The sequence below is a fragment of the Romboutsia sp. LXY-2 genome (assembly GCF_056171995.1).
In genome coordinates, this window is sequence record NZ_JBKFGI010000004.1 from 507,826 (window position 1) to 524,338 (window position 16,513).

14 protein-coding genes are annotated in these 16,513 nt (G+C 29.1%); 3 read left to right on the forward strand and 11 right to left on the reverse strand.

The features are described from left to right. Positions 1–294: 294 nt before the first annotated feature. From ACI48P_RS10710 to ACI48P_RS10760, 11 genes are all read right to left on the reverse strand, one after another. A complete protein-coding gene (locus ACI48P_RS10710) occupies positions 295–1,701 on the reverse strand; it encodes an amidohydrolase family protein (protein WP_475215515.1) in 1,407 nt (468 codons plus the stop codon). 97 nt (positions 1,702–1,798) lie between these two features. After that, positions 1,799–3,133, reverse strand: a complete 1,335-nt coding sequence (locus tag ACI48P_RS10715) for a uracil-xanthine permease family protein (protein WP_475215517.1) — start codon at positions 3,131–3,133, stop codon at positions 1,799–1,801. Between the two features lie 542 nt (positions 3,134–3,675). Then, positions 3,676–4,509 carry an XdhC family protein gene (locus tag ACI48P_RS10720; RefSeq protein ID WP_475215519.1) on the reverse strand — a complete coding sequence of 278 codons (834 nt, stop codon included), beginning with the start codon at positions 4,507–4,509 and terminating at the stop codon, positions 3,676–3,678. A gap of 128 nt (positions 4,510–4,637) precedes the next feature. Then, positions 4,638–5,594 carry a peptidylprolyl isomerase gene (locus ACI48P_RS10725; RefSeq protein WP_475215521.1) on the reverse strand — a complete coding sequence of 319 codons (957 nt, stop codon included), beginning with the start codon at positions 5,592–5,594 and terminating at the stop codon, positions 4,638–4,640. Between the two features lie 22 nt (positions 5,595–5,616). Then, on the reverse strand, positions 5,617–6,429 hold the full coding sequence (locus ACI48P_RS10730; protein WP_475215523.1) for a polysaccharide deacetylase family protein: 813 nt from the start codon (positions 6,427–6,429) through the stop codon (positions 5,617–5,619). Between the two features lie 279 nt (positions 6,430–6,708). Next, positions 6,709–7,356, reverse strand: coding sequence for an FMN-dependent NADH-azoreductase (locus ACI48P_RS10735; protein WP_475215525.1), 648 nt, complete (start codon positions 7,354–7,356; stop codon positions 6,709–6,711). Positions 7,357–7,409: 53 nt separating this feature from the next. Next, positions 7,410–8,558, reverse strand: coding sequence for a DUF116 domain-containing protein (locus ACI48P_RS10740; RefSeq protein ID WP_475215527.1), 1,149 nt, complete (start codon positions 8,556–8,558; stop codon positions 7,410–7,412). A gap of 198 nt (positions 8,559–8,756) precedes the next feature. Then, positions 8,757–10,196, reverse strand: a complete 1,440-nt coding sequence (locus tag ACI48P_RS10745) for an MATE family efflux transporter (protein WP_475215529.1) — start codon at positions 10,194–10,196, stop codon at positions 8,757–8,759. A gap of 163 nt (positions 10,197–10,359) precedes the next feature. Next, positions 10,360–11,769, reverse strand: a complete 1,410-nt coding sequence (gene gltA, locus ACI48P_RS10750) for an NADPH-dependent glutamate synthase (RefSeq protein ID WP_475215531.1) — start codon at positions 11,767–11,769, stop codon at positions 10,360–10,362. Further along, on the reverse strand, positions 11,769–12,662 hold the full coding sequence (locus ACI48P_RS10755; protein ID WP_475215533.1) for a sulfide/dihydroorotate dehydrogenase-like FAD/NAD-binding protein: 894 nt from the start codon (positions 12,660–12,662) through the stop codon (positions 11,769–11,771). Before ACI48P_RS10755 ends, gltA begins: the two co-directional genes overlap by 1 nt. 423 nt (positions 12,663–13,085) lie before the next feature. Further along, positions 13,086–14,324, reverse strand: a complete 1,239-nt coding sequence (locus tag ACI48P_RS10760) for a VanW family protein (RefSeq protein ID WP_475215535.1) — start codon at positions 14,322–14,324, stop codon at positions 13,086–13,088. Between the two features lie 155 nt (positions 14,325–14,479). Here ACI48P_RS10760 and ACI48P_RS10765 point away from each other — a divergent pair, with 155 nt between their 5' ends. The 3 genes from ACI48P_RS10765 (at position 14,480) to ACI48P_RS10775 (ending at position 16,452) form a co-directional block, all read left to right on the forward strand. After that, positions 14,480–14,665, forward strand: a complete 186-nt coding sequence (locus ACI48P_RS10765) for a hypothetical protein (RefSeq protein ID WP_475215536.1) — start codon at positions 14,480–14,482, stop codon at positions 14,663–14,665. 619 nt (positions 14,666–15,284) lie between these two features. Then, positions 15,285–15,878, forward strand: coding sequence for a hypothetical protein (locus ACI48P_RS10770; protein ID WP_475215538.1), 594 nt, complete (start codon positions 15,285–15,287; stop codon positions 15,876–15,878). Between the two features lie 163 nt (positions 15,879–16,041). Beyond that, positions 16,042–16,452, forward strand: a complete 411-nt coding sequence (locus ACI48P_RS10775) for a hypothetical protein (RefSeq protein WP_475215540.1) — start codon at positions 16,042–16,044, stop codon at positions 16,450–16,452. Positions 16,453–16,513 lie beyond the last annotated feature (61 nt).

The following is a 16,513-nucleotide window of genomic DNA, read 5'->3' on the forward strand; positions in this document are numbered from 1 at the left end:
TGAGTTTATATCTATATTAACTCTCATAATCTCAATTAGTCATTATAATTCCAGATAATTATAATTGAATTTATTGTATATATTTGTTAATTATATATCTTATTTTATCATATCTATAATTCTTTTTTTTAAAATTGAGAATTTTTTACTTATAATCTAATAATTATATATCTTTAAATTCTACTTTAGTTAAAAATTCAACTAATTATCAATTATATTTTTATAAAATAAAATTAACAAAAGCTATAGCATATATATTTTCACTTTATATGCTATAGCTTCTATCCATAATAATTAAATTTCTGATAAAACTGTTCTATTCCATTTATGGCCTTCCATTCTATTCTTTACATCTGCTCTTTTACATAATTCTTCAGCCGCTTTTTGTGCATTAATTAATACTGACTTATCATCCTCAATAGTAATTATTTTTGAATTCTCCATAATTATTTGACCATCAACAACTACACTTTCTATGTTATGCATACTTGATGAGTAAACTAAAGTTGATACTGGATTGTGTAGAGGTATTGATTTTGGAGAAAGCATAGGATTAAATATAACTAAATCGGCTTTTTTACCAACTTCAAGTGAACCTATTTCATCCTCTAATCTTAAACTTTTTGCACCTTCTATTGTTGCCATTTCTAATACCTTTTCAGCAGATATTGCTAAAGGATCACAGTTTTTCACCTTGTGTTGAAGAGCAGTAATTTTCATTAGCTCTACCATATCTTGAGAATTATTGCTAGCAGCACCATCAACACCTAGACTTACTGATATACCTTTTTCTAGCATTTCAGGCACTGGTGCAACTCCAGATGCAAGATACATATTACTAGCTACATTATGAGATACTTTAATGTTATTTTTTTTTATCATATCCATATCTTCATCATTTACATGAACACAATGAACAGCAATTACTTCAGGTCCTATTATACCCCATTTTTCTAAAAGCTTTATATCTATCTCTCCGTGTACTTTCTTAGTCATCTCTCTAGCAAACTCTGTTTCAGATATATGAACGGTAAAATATGAATCATACTCTTTAACAATTTTCCAAAGCATTTTCCCCATATCTTCACTTATTGCCCACATTGAAGATGGCGCAACGCAGATTTTTATTCTTCCATTTTCAGAATTATGGTGTTCATTAAATAACCTTCTAAGATCAGCTTCAACATCTTCTACACTTTCTATTAACTCTTTATGTATACCAAGATTGATACATCCTCTTCCTATAACACCTCTTATACCTAATTCTTTATAAGCTTTGATTATCCCATCAGTAAGGCCAGGTCTATTATGTGTATGCATATAATCTACCATAGTCGTTACACCACTTCTTAACCCTTCCATACACCCAAGCATCGCTGCATGATAAGTATCTTCTTCATTTAAAAATTTTGCTGCAGGGAACATCATATTATTTAACCAATCCCCTAAGGCCATATCATCTCCTAAACCTTTTAGTAAAACTTGGAATAAATGATTGTGTGTATTAATAAACCCTGGAAATAAAACCTTACCATATCCATCAATAATTTTTTCTGCATCATTATACTTAGCTTCTAAAACTTTACTATCACCTATGTCTACTATTCTGTCATTTTCAATAGCTATTGCTCCATCAAATAAGACATCCCTTTTCTTATTTACAGTTACAATTATAGAATTTTTAATTAATAAGTCTATCATAATTATTCCCCCATAAAATTTGTTTAGTATATAAAAACCAACTAGTGTTAGTTATTTAATTAACTATAGAATTTCCAAGCTTACTATTTTTTAGCTACTACTGATTTGTTGATTTTTTGCTAGATTTAAAGCTAAATATACACTTTAATAATAACGCAATAACAGCTCCTGATACAATACTTGAATCTCCAACTATAGTTACAATTATTTCAGGGAATTTAACTAATACTTCAGGTACAGTTGTTAATCCGATACTTGTTGCTATCGCAACTCCTGCAATAAGATTATTTTCAGGCGTAAATCCTTCTATATTGATAATGTCAAATCCAGCCATCGTAATAGAAGAAAATACTACTAATGTTGCCCCTCCAACTACACATGCTGGTATTGTTGTAATTAATGCACCCAACATAGGTGAAACACCCACTAAAACTAAAACAAATGCTGCTATTGAAATTACAAATCTACTTGTAACCTTGTTCATTGCAACTATTGCTGTATTTTGGCTAAATATTCCAGTAGGTATAGAACCAAAAACTGATGCAATTATAGAAGTTACTGCATTTCCTATAACAGCAGATGCTAATTCTTCATCTGTTACGTCTCTATCCATTGCTCCAAATGTAGCAACACATGCAGCTCCCATTATATCAGCTATTGCAATAATATATATCACAGCAAACATTATAATTAGATCTAATCTAAATTCTAAACCAAATGCTAATGGTGTAGGAAGAGATACTAATGATGTTCCAGCTACTGCTGAAAAATCTACCAAACCAAATCCTAGACTTATTAAATATCCAAACACTATACCAATTAGTATAGCTGCATCTTTAATTAAACCTTTTCCAAATTTCATTAGTAGTATTATTATTGCTGCAACAATGGCACCTACTAAAAAGTTAATAGGATCTCCGAATCCAGGTGAACCTACACCTCCTGCTAAATTCTTTATAGCCACAGGAAATAACCCTAATCCCATACAAGAAACTATTGTACCTGATATAACTGGAGTAAATATTTTTCTTATTTTCTTAACAGCAAATCCAACAAAGAACACTATTATGGCTCCTCCAATTTGTGCCCCAAACAGTGCTGGTAATCCATATTGACCAGCAACAGAAAGACACGCACCTAAGAATACATAGCTTGTTCCCATAATTACTGGTAACCTTGAACCAAATTTTAAGCCTTTCATAAAAGGGATTGGATATAGCTGTAAATAAGTTGCTAATCCAGCTACCAGCATAGCTCCTTGAATTAACATTGTTGACATAGATTGATCTAGACCCACAATACTTGATATTAATATAGCTGGAACCATATTACCAACTATCATTGCCATTAAGTGTTGTAAACCTAAAGGTAAAGCTTCTCTAAGTGGTGGTTTACCATCCACATGGAATTTTGATGTATTACGCTCTTTCATAATATAAATCCTCCCATAAATTTTTTATGACCATGAATTTAACTTACTACATACTAGTTAATCACATGTCTACCTAGTACCATAGCGTCCTATACATACTCCAACCTTACATATTTAGCTAATGTTATAATTCTAATGCTTTAGTAATGATTTAAAATATTTAATAGGTACGTTTCTATATAATTTTCTTAAATCTCTCTATTTATGTTTTCTAGAGATTATTAAATACTTTTTATCCCCCTTCACCTCCTTATTTTTTATTAAGCAAAATACGTGCCATTATTTTTTATATTTGTATATAACTTTTTCAAGTATAATTTAGGCATAAATAAATAAAAACTTAACATTTCCATTAACCTTAAAAAACATTTTCCCACAAATTTGTCATTTTACAATATAAATTCTCATTTCGTAATTATTAATTTTAAAATTGAGAATATTTTCAAATATCTAATTTTTTATAGATTTTATAATAAAAAGGATTATAAGTATAAAACATATCTTTTTACTTATAATCCTTATTTAAATTAAATTCTTCATTTTTATGCGTTTATTTTCTCCGCCCTACAATTAATAAGTTCTGCACCTATACTTATTGCTATTTCAGCAGGAGTCTGTGCCTTTAACTTTATGCCAATTGGGCAATGTACTTTATCCAACGCTTCACTTCTTAATCCTTTTTCTAATAACTTATCATATGTTAACTTTGCTTTTCTTTTACTTCCAATCATACCAATATAATAAGCATTAGTTTGCAATGCCCACTCTAATACGTTTGAATCATGCATATGTCCACGAGTTATTATTAAAATATAACTATTCTCACAAACTTCAATACTTGATAAATCCTCTAGCGAATCTAGAACTACAACTTTTGTTTTTGTAAATCTTTCTTTATTAGCAAATTCTTCTCTATCATCAATAACTATCGTCTCAAACTCAAGCATATCTAATACCTCTGCTACATACTTAGAAACATGACCTGCCCCAAATATATAGGCCTTGCCATTAGCATTACTTTCTTTTTCTAACTCATTCTCAAAAAACTTTATATTTATACTATCTTTATAGTCTATGTAATCTATGGATATTTTACCTTTTCCACCACATATCATATCTGACTTTGCTGCATCATTATTACTTAAATTGAAATCATAAACTATTGATTCTTTATTATTTATACATTCTATAGATTTACTTATACAGTCAGCTTCCATACTACCCCCACCTACAGTTCCATAGATTCTCCCATCATTTTTTACAATCATCTTGGCACCTTTAGATCTTGGTGTGGATCCTGAATCTTCAATAATTGTTGCAAAAGCAAATTCTTCATTTTTTGATAATAAATCTACTGCTATTTTATGTACACTCATTTATATTCCCCCTTATTACATATTAGTTCCCTTTTTAATAAAAAACACCCTAGTGATACTTTATCATTTTAAATGATATTTTGTCACTAAGGTGTTTATAAATATATAAAATCTTTATAATATAACTTCTATCTTTTTATCTGAGCATTTTCTTTTAGTTCCTCTATATGCTTTATGAATTTCTCATTCAATATATTTTCTTTAATATTTTCTCTACATTGATCTAATTCTTTTGTAACAATTTTTTTATCATTATTTCTTATAATGTGGTAACCATATGATGTTTCAATAACTGATGATGTCTCTCCTTTAGACAATCTAAATACTTCATTACTAAATTCTACATTCATATCATTTTTTGAAAAATATCCTAATCTACCACCATACTTGCCACTTAATTTATCATCTGAATATTTTTTTGCTAATTCTGAAAAATCTTCTCCATTTTTTACTTTATTTAATATTTCAACAGCTAACTGATATTTTTGTTTTTTTTCATCACTACTAATTTCTTTTTTATTTTCATCTAGTGTAGAAATTAAAATATGCGAAGCATCTATTTCTTCTACTTTAAATTTATCAATATTATCATTGTAATATTTTTTTATATCCTCCTCTGATACACGTACTTTGCTCTCATAATCATTTCTATACTTTTGTATAGTAAGGTCTTTATATATTTCTTTTTCTAAATAATCTTTTTCTACTCCTATTACCTCAAGTTTTTTCTTATATGATGGGTTACCATCAATGGACTTTTCTACGACTTGAAGTTTTTCATTAACTTCTTCCTTAGTCGGTGGACTAGCTTTATCTTTTGCCACTTGATATAGTAGTTCATTGTCTACCATAAAAGATACTATTTCATTTTTCATATTTTCATTGCTTTCATTTCTATATGTTTCTATTATTTCTTCAACAGACTTTCCTTGAACATATCCACTTGTTGCTGCAATTATTTCTATAGTTTTTTGATAATCCTCTTTCGTTATTTCAACTCCATTAACTTTTGCTATATTATTGCTACAACCCATTAAGGTAAGTGAAAATATACTTAAAGCTGATATATAAAATGATTTTTTCACATAAAACACCTCATCTAATATTTTATTTTAAATTTCCTTGCCAAAAGTTTTGTGGTTCTTGATCTTCTTTTATAGGCAATATAACGTATCCATCTTCACTTAAATATTTTAATATGGAATCTAAAGCTGCTACACTTTGAGCTTTTTCATGCATTAAAATAACTATTTCATCTTGATTTTTAGAATAAGTAGTAACATTATCAACTATCTGCATTGAGTTCGCTCTCCAGTCTTGTGTATCAATATCCCAGTCCCACATTTTATATCCTGCCTCTACTAATGACTCGTAAGATTCTTTAGGAGTGTAAGGCTTACTTCCATATGGAAGTCTTATTAATTTTGAGTGTGTACCAGTTATTTCAAAAAATGTTTCATTATTTATATCAAATTCTTCTTTAGCTGATGTTGTTGTTTTATAAAGCTTATGAATATCATGGCTAACACTATGAAATCCAGATGTATTGCCATTTTCAATTATCTTTTTTACTTCTTCTGGATACATTTTCATATTAGAATCAATCATAAAGAAAGTAGCTTTTGCGTTATATTTATTTAGTATATTTATAATTTCTCCAGTATATTTAGATGGTCCATCATCAATAGTTATATAAGCAGTTTTTCCAAAACTCTCCATCGGCCCTTTTTTAATTTCTAATGAAGTATCATAAATTACCTCACTTATTGTCTTTCCAATAATATTATTAGCATACAAACTATCCTTAGATCCTTTTTCATATGCAAAACTAGTATTATATAATGAAGTAATAGTTAATATACTACTAGCTATTACGATTATAAATTTGCCTTTGATAAGCTTTATTAACTTTTTATTCATAGCTCGCCCTCCAATATTTTGTCAAGATTACATATTGTGCCATATTTTGATTCATTAGATATATTTTTCCAATTATCAATATTAGGCGCTTACTTTCGACAAAAAGTTATTATATATTCTTCTTCCTTCTCCTTATTATTAGTCAATTTTCTTCTTTTATCACCTAATAATTAATTTTATAAAAAGTTTTTTTTATTCATTAAAATAAAAAAAGTGCAAGCTAAAAACTCTTACACTTTTTTGACTTTATGCCTATTTTTAAGTTATCAATTCTTAAAATTAGTACTTCATTGTTTTTATTACATCATCTATTTTTTCAATTCCTTTATCTATTGCCTCATCTAAATCCTCTTTTGTATATCCGGTCCCATCAACAAGCAACTCCTCAAATTTTTTGATTCCCATAAATTTTATGATGTTTTCGATATAATTAATACCTTTGTTCATCACTGGCTTTAATATCCAAGGAATGTTCCCTCCTGATGATTGTATGTAAACTAGCGTTCTATCTTTATCATTTAAAAGCCCTTCCGGCTTTCCACTATCAAAGGAAATAGTCTTTTGGTCTTGTATTATACAATCAATATACTCTTTAAGCGGAGCTGGAAATGATAAACTCCACATTGGTGCAGATATAACATATACGTTTGCACTAACAAACTGATCACATAGTTCTCTTATTCTTTGAACTTCTTTTTGATCTTTATCATCTAACTTTTTTGCATCATTTTCATCTATTATACAATTTCTTTTTTCAAAATATTGGTATTCAAGTCTTGGTATATGTTCTTTATATAAATCTAATTCTTCAACTATAAAATCTTTATTATCTTCAATAAATTTACTTATAAATTTTCTAGCGACAGTCTTACTTGCCGATAATTCTTCAGGCTTTGAGTTAACACTAATATATAATAATTTTTTCATAAAGCATACTCCTTCTTTATTTATTAGTATCTCAAATTAATAATAAGATTATGCTAATTCCCACATGTAAAACCAAGAATATTTTTTAACTCATCAACATTAATATTAGTCATTATATCCGTTGAACACCAATGTTCTCTACATCCACAATAGTCAAGGACTGCGCATTGAGGTTTATATCCAAAACGAATTGTCTTTAAATGCTCTGAATATAAGTTTAAAACACAAGAAATGTATATAATTCCAATATTATCCTTTAGTGTATTCTTATAATCAAATTCATCACATTGATGAGGCATAATAAACACACTGAAGCCGTATTTTTCTCCTAGAAAAGATAACTGGCCAACATTACAATCTTTAGAGCAATTACTACACAAATATCCTTTTGAAGTCTTTGTACTTAAACATAGTTTACTTTTGGCTCTCATACATTCCGGCAAAAAAACTATTTTTTCTTCACATACCTTGAATTCTTTTCTATATACTTCATTAATTATTTCTGAGCTAATCATATTAAAAAAATACTGAATTTCTCCTTTTCCACAATAAACAATGTCATCTTTATTGTAATGATCTTTTTTATAATTGTTTAAATACTCATTTACATATCTAGTATAGCACCCTAATGATTCTTTATTTAATTCATAAAACTTTACTATTAAATTCTTACAAAAAATAAATAAATCATTACTATAGTATATTCCTTTATATTTTAAAAACTTCTCCCAGTTTTTTAATCTTAACAATTCTTCATTAAAGTCTCCACATGCTTCTATCCATTTCAACAATAATGTGAAATCATCTAGGGTTGTGTCTTTAAAAATATGTTTTTTTCTCATTAATATCATTGTAGCAAGCTTTCCTCTAATATTATCTATTTCAATTTTATAATTATCATTCTTTCCGCGAAGACTATTTAATCTTACAAAAATACCTTTAGTTAAAACATTAAATTTTCTTGCGTTATCAATATATTCTTCAAGTAATATTCCAATTAAGAGTAACTCTAACCCATATTCTTCTTTATTTCTTAATTCTTCTATGTTTTCACTTAGGATAAATTGCATAAATTCATTTAAGTAATCTTTCCCTCCAAATAAAATTTTCTCTTTTATTTTATTACTAATTTCTTTAACATTAGAATAATAATTATTAGAATTATTCTGATCTAATTTTAAAGAATAAGTTACACAATTCATCTTTTTATTCCTCCTAATCGATACTTATACAATATATGAGTTATCTATAATTTAAATGATTACTTAGTTAAAATAAGAGGAGCGAATTTCGCTCCTCCTTTATTATTAAATAGTCATATTAAATTGATTATTTAGTCACAGGTACATCTAAGAGCAAGTATCCATTTTCCTTGAATTATTCTTTCCATTGATAAAGCCTTAGTACATTTTTTCACTTTTTTCCAAACTAGCTTCTATATTATTATTAATATGAACATATTTTACCCTATTATCAAATTTATTATCTTCACAGCTGATAATATACTTATTGTAACTTCTTAGCTCTTTAAATACTATTATTCCAGTAATTATAGTAGAGACTATATCTGCTAAAGGCTGAGACATCCATATACCTTTTAGACCAAAGAAATTTGGTAAAATTATCATAGCTGGTATTAATAATAACACCTGTCTTAATAAACTTAAAAACATAGCAGTTTTTGCTTTACCTATTGATTGTATAAATGATGTACCTGTAATAGTTAATCCGACTATTGGTAGCATTAATAAATATACTCGCAATCCCTGAGAAGACATTGATGTAAGATTTTCATCATTGTTGAAGAAACCAACAATTACATTTGGAAATACTTGAACTAAAAGTGCACCTATACAAAGTATAACAGTTGCATAAATCAATGTAGATAAATATGCTTTTTTTACTCTCATATATTTTTTAGCCCCATAGTTAAATCCTACAATGGGTTGAGAACCTTGGTTTAAGCCAAAAATAGGCATTAAGCACATCATTGACACTGAGCTTACTGTAGCCATTGCTCCTATAGCCAAGTCTCCTCCATATATTTTTAGCGAATTATTTGCAATAACTTGAACCATACTTGATGCTAATTGCATAGCAAAAGCAGAAAAACCTATTCCAAAAACTCCATAAACTAATTTAATATCAAGTTTAAGATTATTTTTCTTTAATTTAAGATTTGATTTTGAACTATTATAATAAATTATTGTTAATATTGCCGTTAAGCATTGAGATGTTATTGTGGCTAGTGCTGCACCTTTTATACCCATATTAAAATTAAAAATAAATATAGAATCTAATATAATATTTGTTATACACCCTATAACCATGATTGCCGCAGATACTTTAGGGCTACCATCAGCTCTAATAGAATGATTTAATGAAAATGCTAGCATATTAACTGGTGTTCCAAGCAAAATTATATTTATATAATCTTTCGCATATTGTAATGTATTTTCGCTTGCTCCAAATAAGTTTAATATATTTTTACTAAATAATATACCTATTGTCATTAAGATAAAACCTATACCTACAGCTAAACTAACTGCATTTCCTATATGTTTTTCTGCCTCTTCTCTTTTATCTTGCCCTAATTTAATAGATATATTGGCAGTCGTTCCTATACCCACCAACATTCCAAAAGCAAGTATTATTGTAGTTATTGGCATGGTTATCCCTAACCCTGTTATAGCTAAGGTTCCAACTTCTGGTATGTTACCGATAAAAATTCTATCCACCACATTATAAAATGCATTTACCATCATTCCTATAATAGCTGGCACTGAATACTTAAATAATAATTTATTAATGGACTCACTTCCTAATATTTGTTCCCCCATAACATGCCTCCTTTACATTGGTTGTGTTTGCAACTATTTTGCTAAAATTTTATATTAATTGTTTACTTAATAATATCTTATGCCTATATTCATATACAATTACTAATTTCTTTGCAAATAAAAAAGAAGGATAGAATCCTTCTTTTTTATTTGCAATTTAATATTATGCATACTGACTTTCAGAAGATAAAGATTTTTGCTTAATATATTCATCTATAGCATAAGCTGCATTTTTACCAGCACCCATTGCAGAAATAACTGTAGCAGCACCTGTTACAGCATCTCCACCAGCGAATACTCCTGCTTTTGAAGTAACTCCATTATCATCTGCAACTATACACTCCCACTTATTAGTATCTAAGCCTTTAGTTGTTGATGTTATTAATGGATTAGGACTAGTACCAAGAGACATTATTACCGTATCTACTTCTATTGTAAATTCTGATCCTTCAACTACAACAGGTCTTCTTCTTCCTGAAGAATCAGGCTCTCCAAGTTCCATTCTGACACAGATCATCCCTTTAACATCTCCATTTTCATCTACTAATATTTCAGTTGGATTTGTTAGAGTATCAAATATTACGCCTTCTTCTCTAGCGTGATGTACTTCTTCAGCTCTTGCTGGTAATTCTTCATCACTTCTTCTGTATACTATATGAGTTTCTGCTCCAAGTCTAAGTGCGGTTCTTGCTGCATCCATTGCAACATTTCCTCCACCTACTACTGCAACCGCTTTTCCAAGTCTTATAGGTGTAGCATAATCATCTTTATATGCTTTCATTAAGTTTACTCTTGTTAAGAATTCATTAGCAGAAAATACTCCATTTGCATTTTCTCCTTTTATTCCCATAAACTTAGGAAGTCCTGCACCTGAACCTATAAATACTGCTTCAAATTTCTCATCATTTAATAATTCATCTATAGTTATTGTTCTACCTACTATAACATTAAGTTCTATTTTTACCCCTAGTTTTTTAATGTTATCTATTTCAGCTTGAACTATTTCTTGCTTTGGTAATCTAAATTCTGGAATTCCATAAGTTAAAACTCCACCAGCTTCGTGCATAGCTTCAAAAATAGTAACATCATAACCTTTCTTAGCTAAATCTCCTGCACAAGCAAGACCTGCTGGTCCGCTACCTATAACAGCAACTTTTTTACCATTCTTTGATTCAGTTTGCGCTAAGTTTATGTTATTTTCTCTTGACCAGTCTGCAACAAATTTTTCTAATTTTCCTACAGCTATAGCTCCTGCCTTTCTTGCAAATACACATTGTCCCTCACATTGATTTTCTTGAGGACAAACTCTACCACATACTGCAGGTAAAGAACTTGACTCTGCGATTATTCTAGCCGCTTCTTCTATATCTTTAGTTTTTATTTTTTCTATAAATGCAGGTATGTTTATTCCAACAGGGCATCCTTCAACACACTTTGGTTTTTTACATCCTAAGCATCTATTAGCTTCTGTTACTGCTTCTTCTAGATTATAACCTAAGCACACTTCTTCAAAGTTATTTCTTCTCTCTATTGCTGGTTGTTCTTGTACTGGCGTTCTACCCATTTTACTCATTATATGTTACCTCCACATCCACAGTTTCCATGATGGTGCGTATCCCCTTCTTCTTGCTCAAGTATAGCTCTTCCCTCTTGAGTCTTATACATTCTTTGTCTTCTCATAGCTTCGTCAAAGTCTACTAAGTGTCCATCAAATTCTGGTCCATCAACACAAGCAAATTTCACTTCATTACCAACAGTTACTCTACATGCTCCACACATTCCTGTACCATCTACCATTATTGGGTTTAAACTTACAGTTGTTGGTATTTCTAACTCTTTAGTCATCATACACATAAACTTCATCATTATCATTGGACCTATTACTATAGCATGGTCATATTTTTTACCTTGGTTTTGAACTAAATCTTTTAGTAAATCAGTAACTCTTCCATCGAATCCATAAGAACCGTCATCTGTTGATATATATAAGTCTTTGGCAGCAGCTCTCATTTCGTCTTCTAATATTAGTAAATCTTTGCTTCTTGAACCTATTATAACGTCTACGTCTAATCCATTTTCTTTAAACCATTTAACCTGTGGATATACTGGTGCTGATCCAACACCACCAGCAACAAATAATATATTTTTATTTTTAAGTTCGTTTATATCTTCTTCAATAAATTCACTAGGTTGACCTAACGGGCCAACAAAGTCCATTACAGTGTCACCTTCATTGTATTTAGCAAGCTCCATAGTCGAAGCTCCTAATGTTTGGAATACGATAGATACTGTCCCCGCTTCTCTATCATAGTCTGCAATTGTTAGTGGTATTCTTTCCCCTTTTTCGTCGTTTTTTATTATAATAAATTGCCCTGGCTTTGAAGCTTTCGCAACACGAGGAGCTTCGATATCCATTAAATAAATATTATCTGTTAATTGAACCTTTTTGACTATTTTGTTACTCATCTCTCTATTCTCCATTCTGACAATTATTCTAGAGTTAAACTGTTATTCTACAAATAAATATAAGTGCATCCCTGAATTTTTTATAAATTTCACACTCGATTGTTATAGATTTAACCCTACGATAAGTATACTATATTTTACCAAGTTTGTATTAATAATCTTGAAAATTCTTTATAGTTCTTACCTATTAAACCTTTGTATATGTTTAACTTTATATAATAAACAAATCTTGATTTTTTTCCGAAATATTTTTTATTTTATTAAGATTTTTTGTATATATTATTAATATTATATAGAAATAAACAGCATCCACTTTACAGATTACGTTTTCATAGTTAATTAATTAACACGTTTTTCTAATTCTATGCCCTATCTTTCGATATAAAAATAAAAGCAACCAATTCTATTTGGTTGCCTATGTAATCAATGAATTTTATACTTACTATTTGCTATTAATTCTTCCCTAATTTTATTATTTTCTTCATCTAGATATACTCTAAAAGTTTTTACATCAATTTTATCATTGCTATATTTTTCCTCAGTTTTTATATATAATTTTTCTCTGTCTTGACTACATCCATATATTTTAGAAGTTACAGCACCATTATTCACAATATTTTTAATATATATTGGATGTGCATATCCATTTTTAAATTTTAAGTCCGTATATCCATATGATACTGCAGCATCTCTCCCCCTTGGCGCATAATGAGATTGTAAAGTATGATTATGAACTTCTTCTATTTGCATTCCTGAAAGTAGTGCTGCATTGTAGATAGTTGTAGATACTTGACAAACTCCTCCGCCTTCACCATTTACATATTTACCTCCAACAATTACCTTAGCTGTTTTATAACCATTACTCCATGATCTATAACCTGTTGTATTATTGTAAGAAAACACTTCTTGTGGCATAATTAATTTTTCACTAGTGCTAAGTGCTGCAACATGAATATTACTTCCTCTTGCACTATATTCATTAAAGCTAGTACTATACTGCCCAAGTACAGTGTCTATTGATTTTACATCTTCTGTAGTAACATTTGGTTTTATTACTTTAACTGGTAAATCTATAACCTGAATTTTATGCGATACCATCATATCATAAATATGTTCTTTCAGTTTTATCAAATCTACCTCTAGTCCTTCCTTAGATTCTGTTCTTATTATTTCTCCAGAGTCCTTTATATCTATTGTTGCATTTTGAACCTCTACATTAATGTCCTTGGCTATATTTCGAATTATTTCGCTTAGTTTTATCTCATTATAATGAGTTTCTAAATTTATTTTATATTCACCATTAAAGCTCAAACTAAATATGCGCTTAAAATTTTCATAATTATCTTCACTATGAGTATATTCAAATGCCTTATCTAAACATCCTTCATAGTCATAATATAAATTAATATCATTAGGCTTTATATTAAAAACTTTATCATCATACTTAATAATAATCGGCTCTATTTTATAGTTTTTGTATAATTCCTGTCTGCATTGTTCTTTGGTCATCCCCCCAATATTAGTTTCTTCTATGTAAATATTTTTAAATATTTTCTTTTTTTCTATGCTATTAGGTTTAGACATTCCCATGCTTGTGAAACCCAATAATAATATACAAAACAATAATATTAATCTTCTAACATTTTTATTAAATTTGTACATATTCTTCTCCTAAAAATTATATTTAATCCTTTATTTTATATTTACCCATATAAATTTTAATATTCTTTAGTTGTTATTAAAGTAAGTGTATAGATATATTTATTTTGCAAATACTTTTAATAAATACATATTAAATACAAACTTGGAGGTAATTTATGAAAACTGCAAAGCAAGATTTAGTAACTGCCTTTTCTCAACTTCAAAGAGCACAACTATCTTTAAAAATTGCAGCTGAAAATGTTGAAAAACAAAACAATAAGTATCAAATACAAAATACTCTTTCAGCTGTCGATGAAGCATTATTTGCAGCAAGCAATGCTGTTTCAAACTATCAAGATTAACTTAAACTTCGCATTTTTGAAAGGTTTAGTATTTGCTAAACCTTTTTATTTTTTATGATAAATTTTTTTAACGATTTCTATTTATTTTAACCTATATTTTACATATATTTTTTGTTACTTTTGTCGAATTCTATGCTATAATATCTATTATAATATTTAAAAATAGTAAACAATATTTAATGCTTAAGATAGAAAACAACAGTTAATCTTCTTATTTTTTAGAAAAGAGGTAAATGTAGCCTCGTATGTAGAGAAATCTGCATAGGACACAACTTGAATTGCAGATAATTCCTAAAGCCTGGGTGCCACAACGCAAAAGCGAACAGCTTTAAACGTGATGGAACGAAAGTAGAAAAAAGTCTCAGGATGGCATACGGTTAAAACCTAAGTGCTTTTATAATGGATGTTCATGCAGGGAAGTCCCGAACAGGGAAACCTTCAACGACTAGAGAGAAATCTCGTACACCATAAGCGATTGATGGTGGAAGTGGGTTGCCCCTAACGACTAGTACGGCTAGTGTCGAGGGTGAAGAAATAGTCTGCTCTCATATGAAAGTATGAGAAGTTCGTAAGAGAACTGCGTAGGAATAGCGATCCTATGTGAACATTTGGTGCTTACATGATAGAAAAAATAAAATTAGCTAAGTTTAATGGTATTCCTTGTGAAAACTTATACGGTGACTTATGCTACATCACCAAAGAAATGTTTAAAGATGTAATTGACTTATTTAATCGAGTAAACAGTACCATGGATAATAAAAATTGGCTTAAATTTAGAGATGAATCATATTTACAAAATGTTATAGACAGAGGTGGTTTTATCATTGGGTGTTATGTTGATGAGACATTAGTAGCTTCAGCATTATGTGAATCTCCTGACCTTGAATACACTTCAAATTTAGTAGAAATAGGCTTAACAGCTTCTCAAATAGAAGCGACATATGTCTCTGGATATGTAATGGTTGATCCACTATATCGTGGAAATTCACTACACCGTGTTTTAGTTGAAGCAAGAATAGATGCATCAATAGATAGAGATATGAAATTTATTGTTACAGCCATAGCATGCGAAAATATATTTAGCTTGAAAACTGTTTTAAATCTAGGATTTGAAATAATGCTCCAAAAAGAAAATGAATATGGTATAGTAAGAAATATTCTTTTAAAGAATCTAGCGTCAGAACTAATCGAAGAAACTGAAATTACAGCTTAAAAAGTAACAAAACATAAGAAAGAGTATATTCATTAATGACTTAGTGAGATTTAAGTTTGTAATGAATATACTCTATTTTGTTATTTATATGAATATTTAAATTTTACTCGATAATACTAATATTAAATATTTTATTATCACACAATTTTAGGAGTTGGTTATTTTGATCAAAAAAATAAGATTCTTGTTAGTTACAATATTAATGCTTTCTTTTTTTGCAACAATTTCGTTTGCAAAAACGCCATCTATCACTGCGGCTAATGATGTAGATTCAACTAAGTCTAATCATTACCCTGTCATAGAAATAACAAATCATACAGACAGAGATATTTTAGTTGAATGGGGCGCTTTCGCAGATGTTTATCAGGGTAATATAACAGTTCCATCTAATACTACCAAAGCGCTACACTTGCCTGAACTATCATTTTTAGGTAAGACACATGATATAACAACAGTTTGGTTAACTTGGCAAGATTTAGATTTCTTAAAACCACGTGGTACAGATGTAATAACTATACCTTTTGATGCACCAAAATCTCCTTCTAATACTGAGACTGAATTAGGCATGAAATAATTACAAAATAAAAGTTTGCAAATAACTATTTAATAATAGATTATCTGCAAACTTTTATTTA

Coding starts and splice junctions, on each gene's coding strand:
- ACI48P_RS10710 (WP_475215515.1), bottom strand. CDS start 1,701: ATGATAGACTTATTAATTAAAAATTCTATAATTGTAACTGTAAATAAG.
- ACI48P_RS10715 (WP_475215517.1), bottom strand. CDS start 3,133: ATGAAAGAGCGTAATACATCAAAATTCCATGTGGATGGTAAACCACCA.
- ACI48P_RS10720 (WP_475215519.1), bottom strand. CDS start 4,509: ATGAGTGTACATAAAATAGCAGTAGATTTATTATCAAAAAATGAAGAA.
- ACI48P_RS10730 (WP_475215523.1), bottom strand. CDS start 6,429: ATGAATAAAAAGTTAATAAAGCTTATCAAAGGCAAATTTATAATCGTA.
- ACI48P_RS10735 (WP_475215525.1), bottom strand. CDS start 7,356: ATGAAAAAATTATTATATATTAGTGTTAACTCAAAGCCTGAAGAATTA.
- ACI48P_RS10740 (WP_475215527.1), bottom strand. CDS start 8,558: ATGAATTGTGTAACTTATTCTTTAAAATTAGATCAGAATAATTCTAAT.
- ACI48P_RS10745 (WP_475215529.1), bottom strand. CDS start 10,196: ATGGGGGAACAAATATTAGGAAGTGAGTCCATTAATAAATTATTATTT.
- gltA (WP_475215531.1), bottom strand. CDS start 11,769: ATGAGTAAAATGGGTAGAACGCCAGTACAAGAACAACCAGCAATAGAG.
- ACI48P_RS10755 (WP_475215533.1), bottom strand. CDS start 12,662: ATGAGTAACAAAATAGTCAAAAAGGTTCAATTAACAGATAATATTTAT.
- ACI48P_RS10760 (WP_475215535.1), bottom strand. CDS start 14,324: ATGTACAAATTTAATAAAAATGTTAGAAGATTAATATTATTGTTTTGT.
- ACI48P_RS10765 (WP_475215536.1), top strand. CDS start 14,480: ATGAAAACTGCAAAGCAAGATTTAGTAACTGCCTTTTCTCAACTTCAA.
- ACI48P_RS10770 (WP_475215538.1), top strand. CDS start 15,285: ATGATAGAAAAAATAAAATTAGCTAAGTTTAATGGTATTCCTTGTGAA.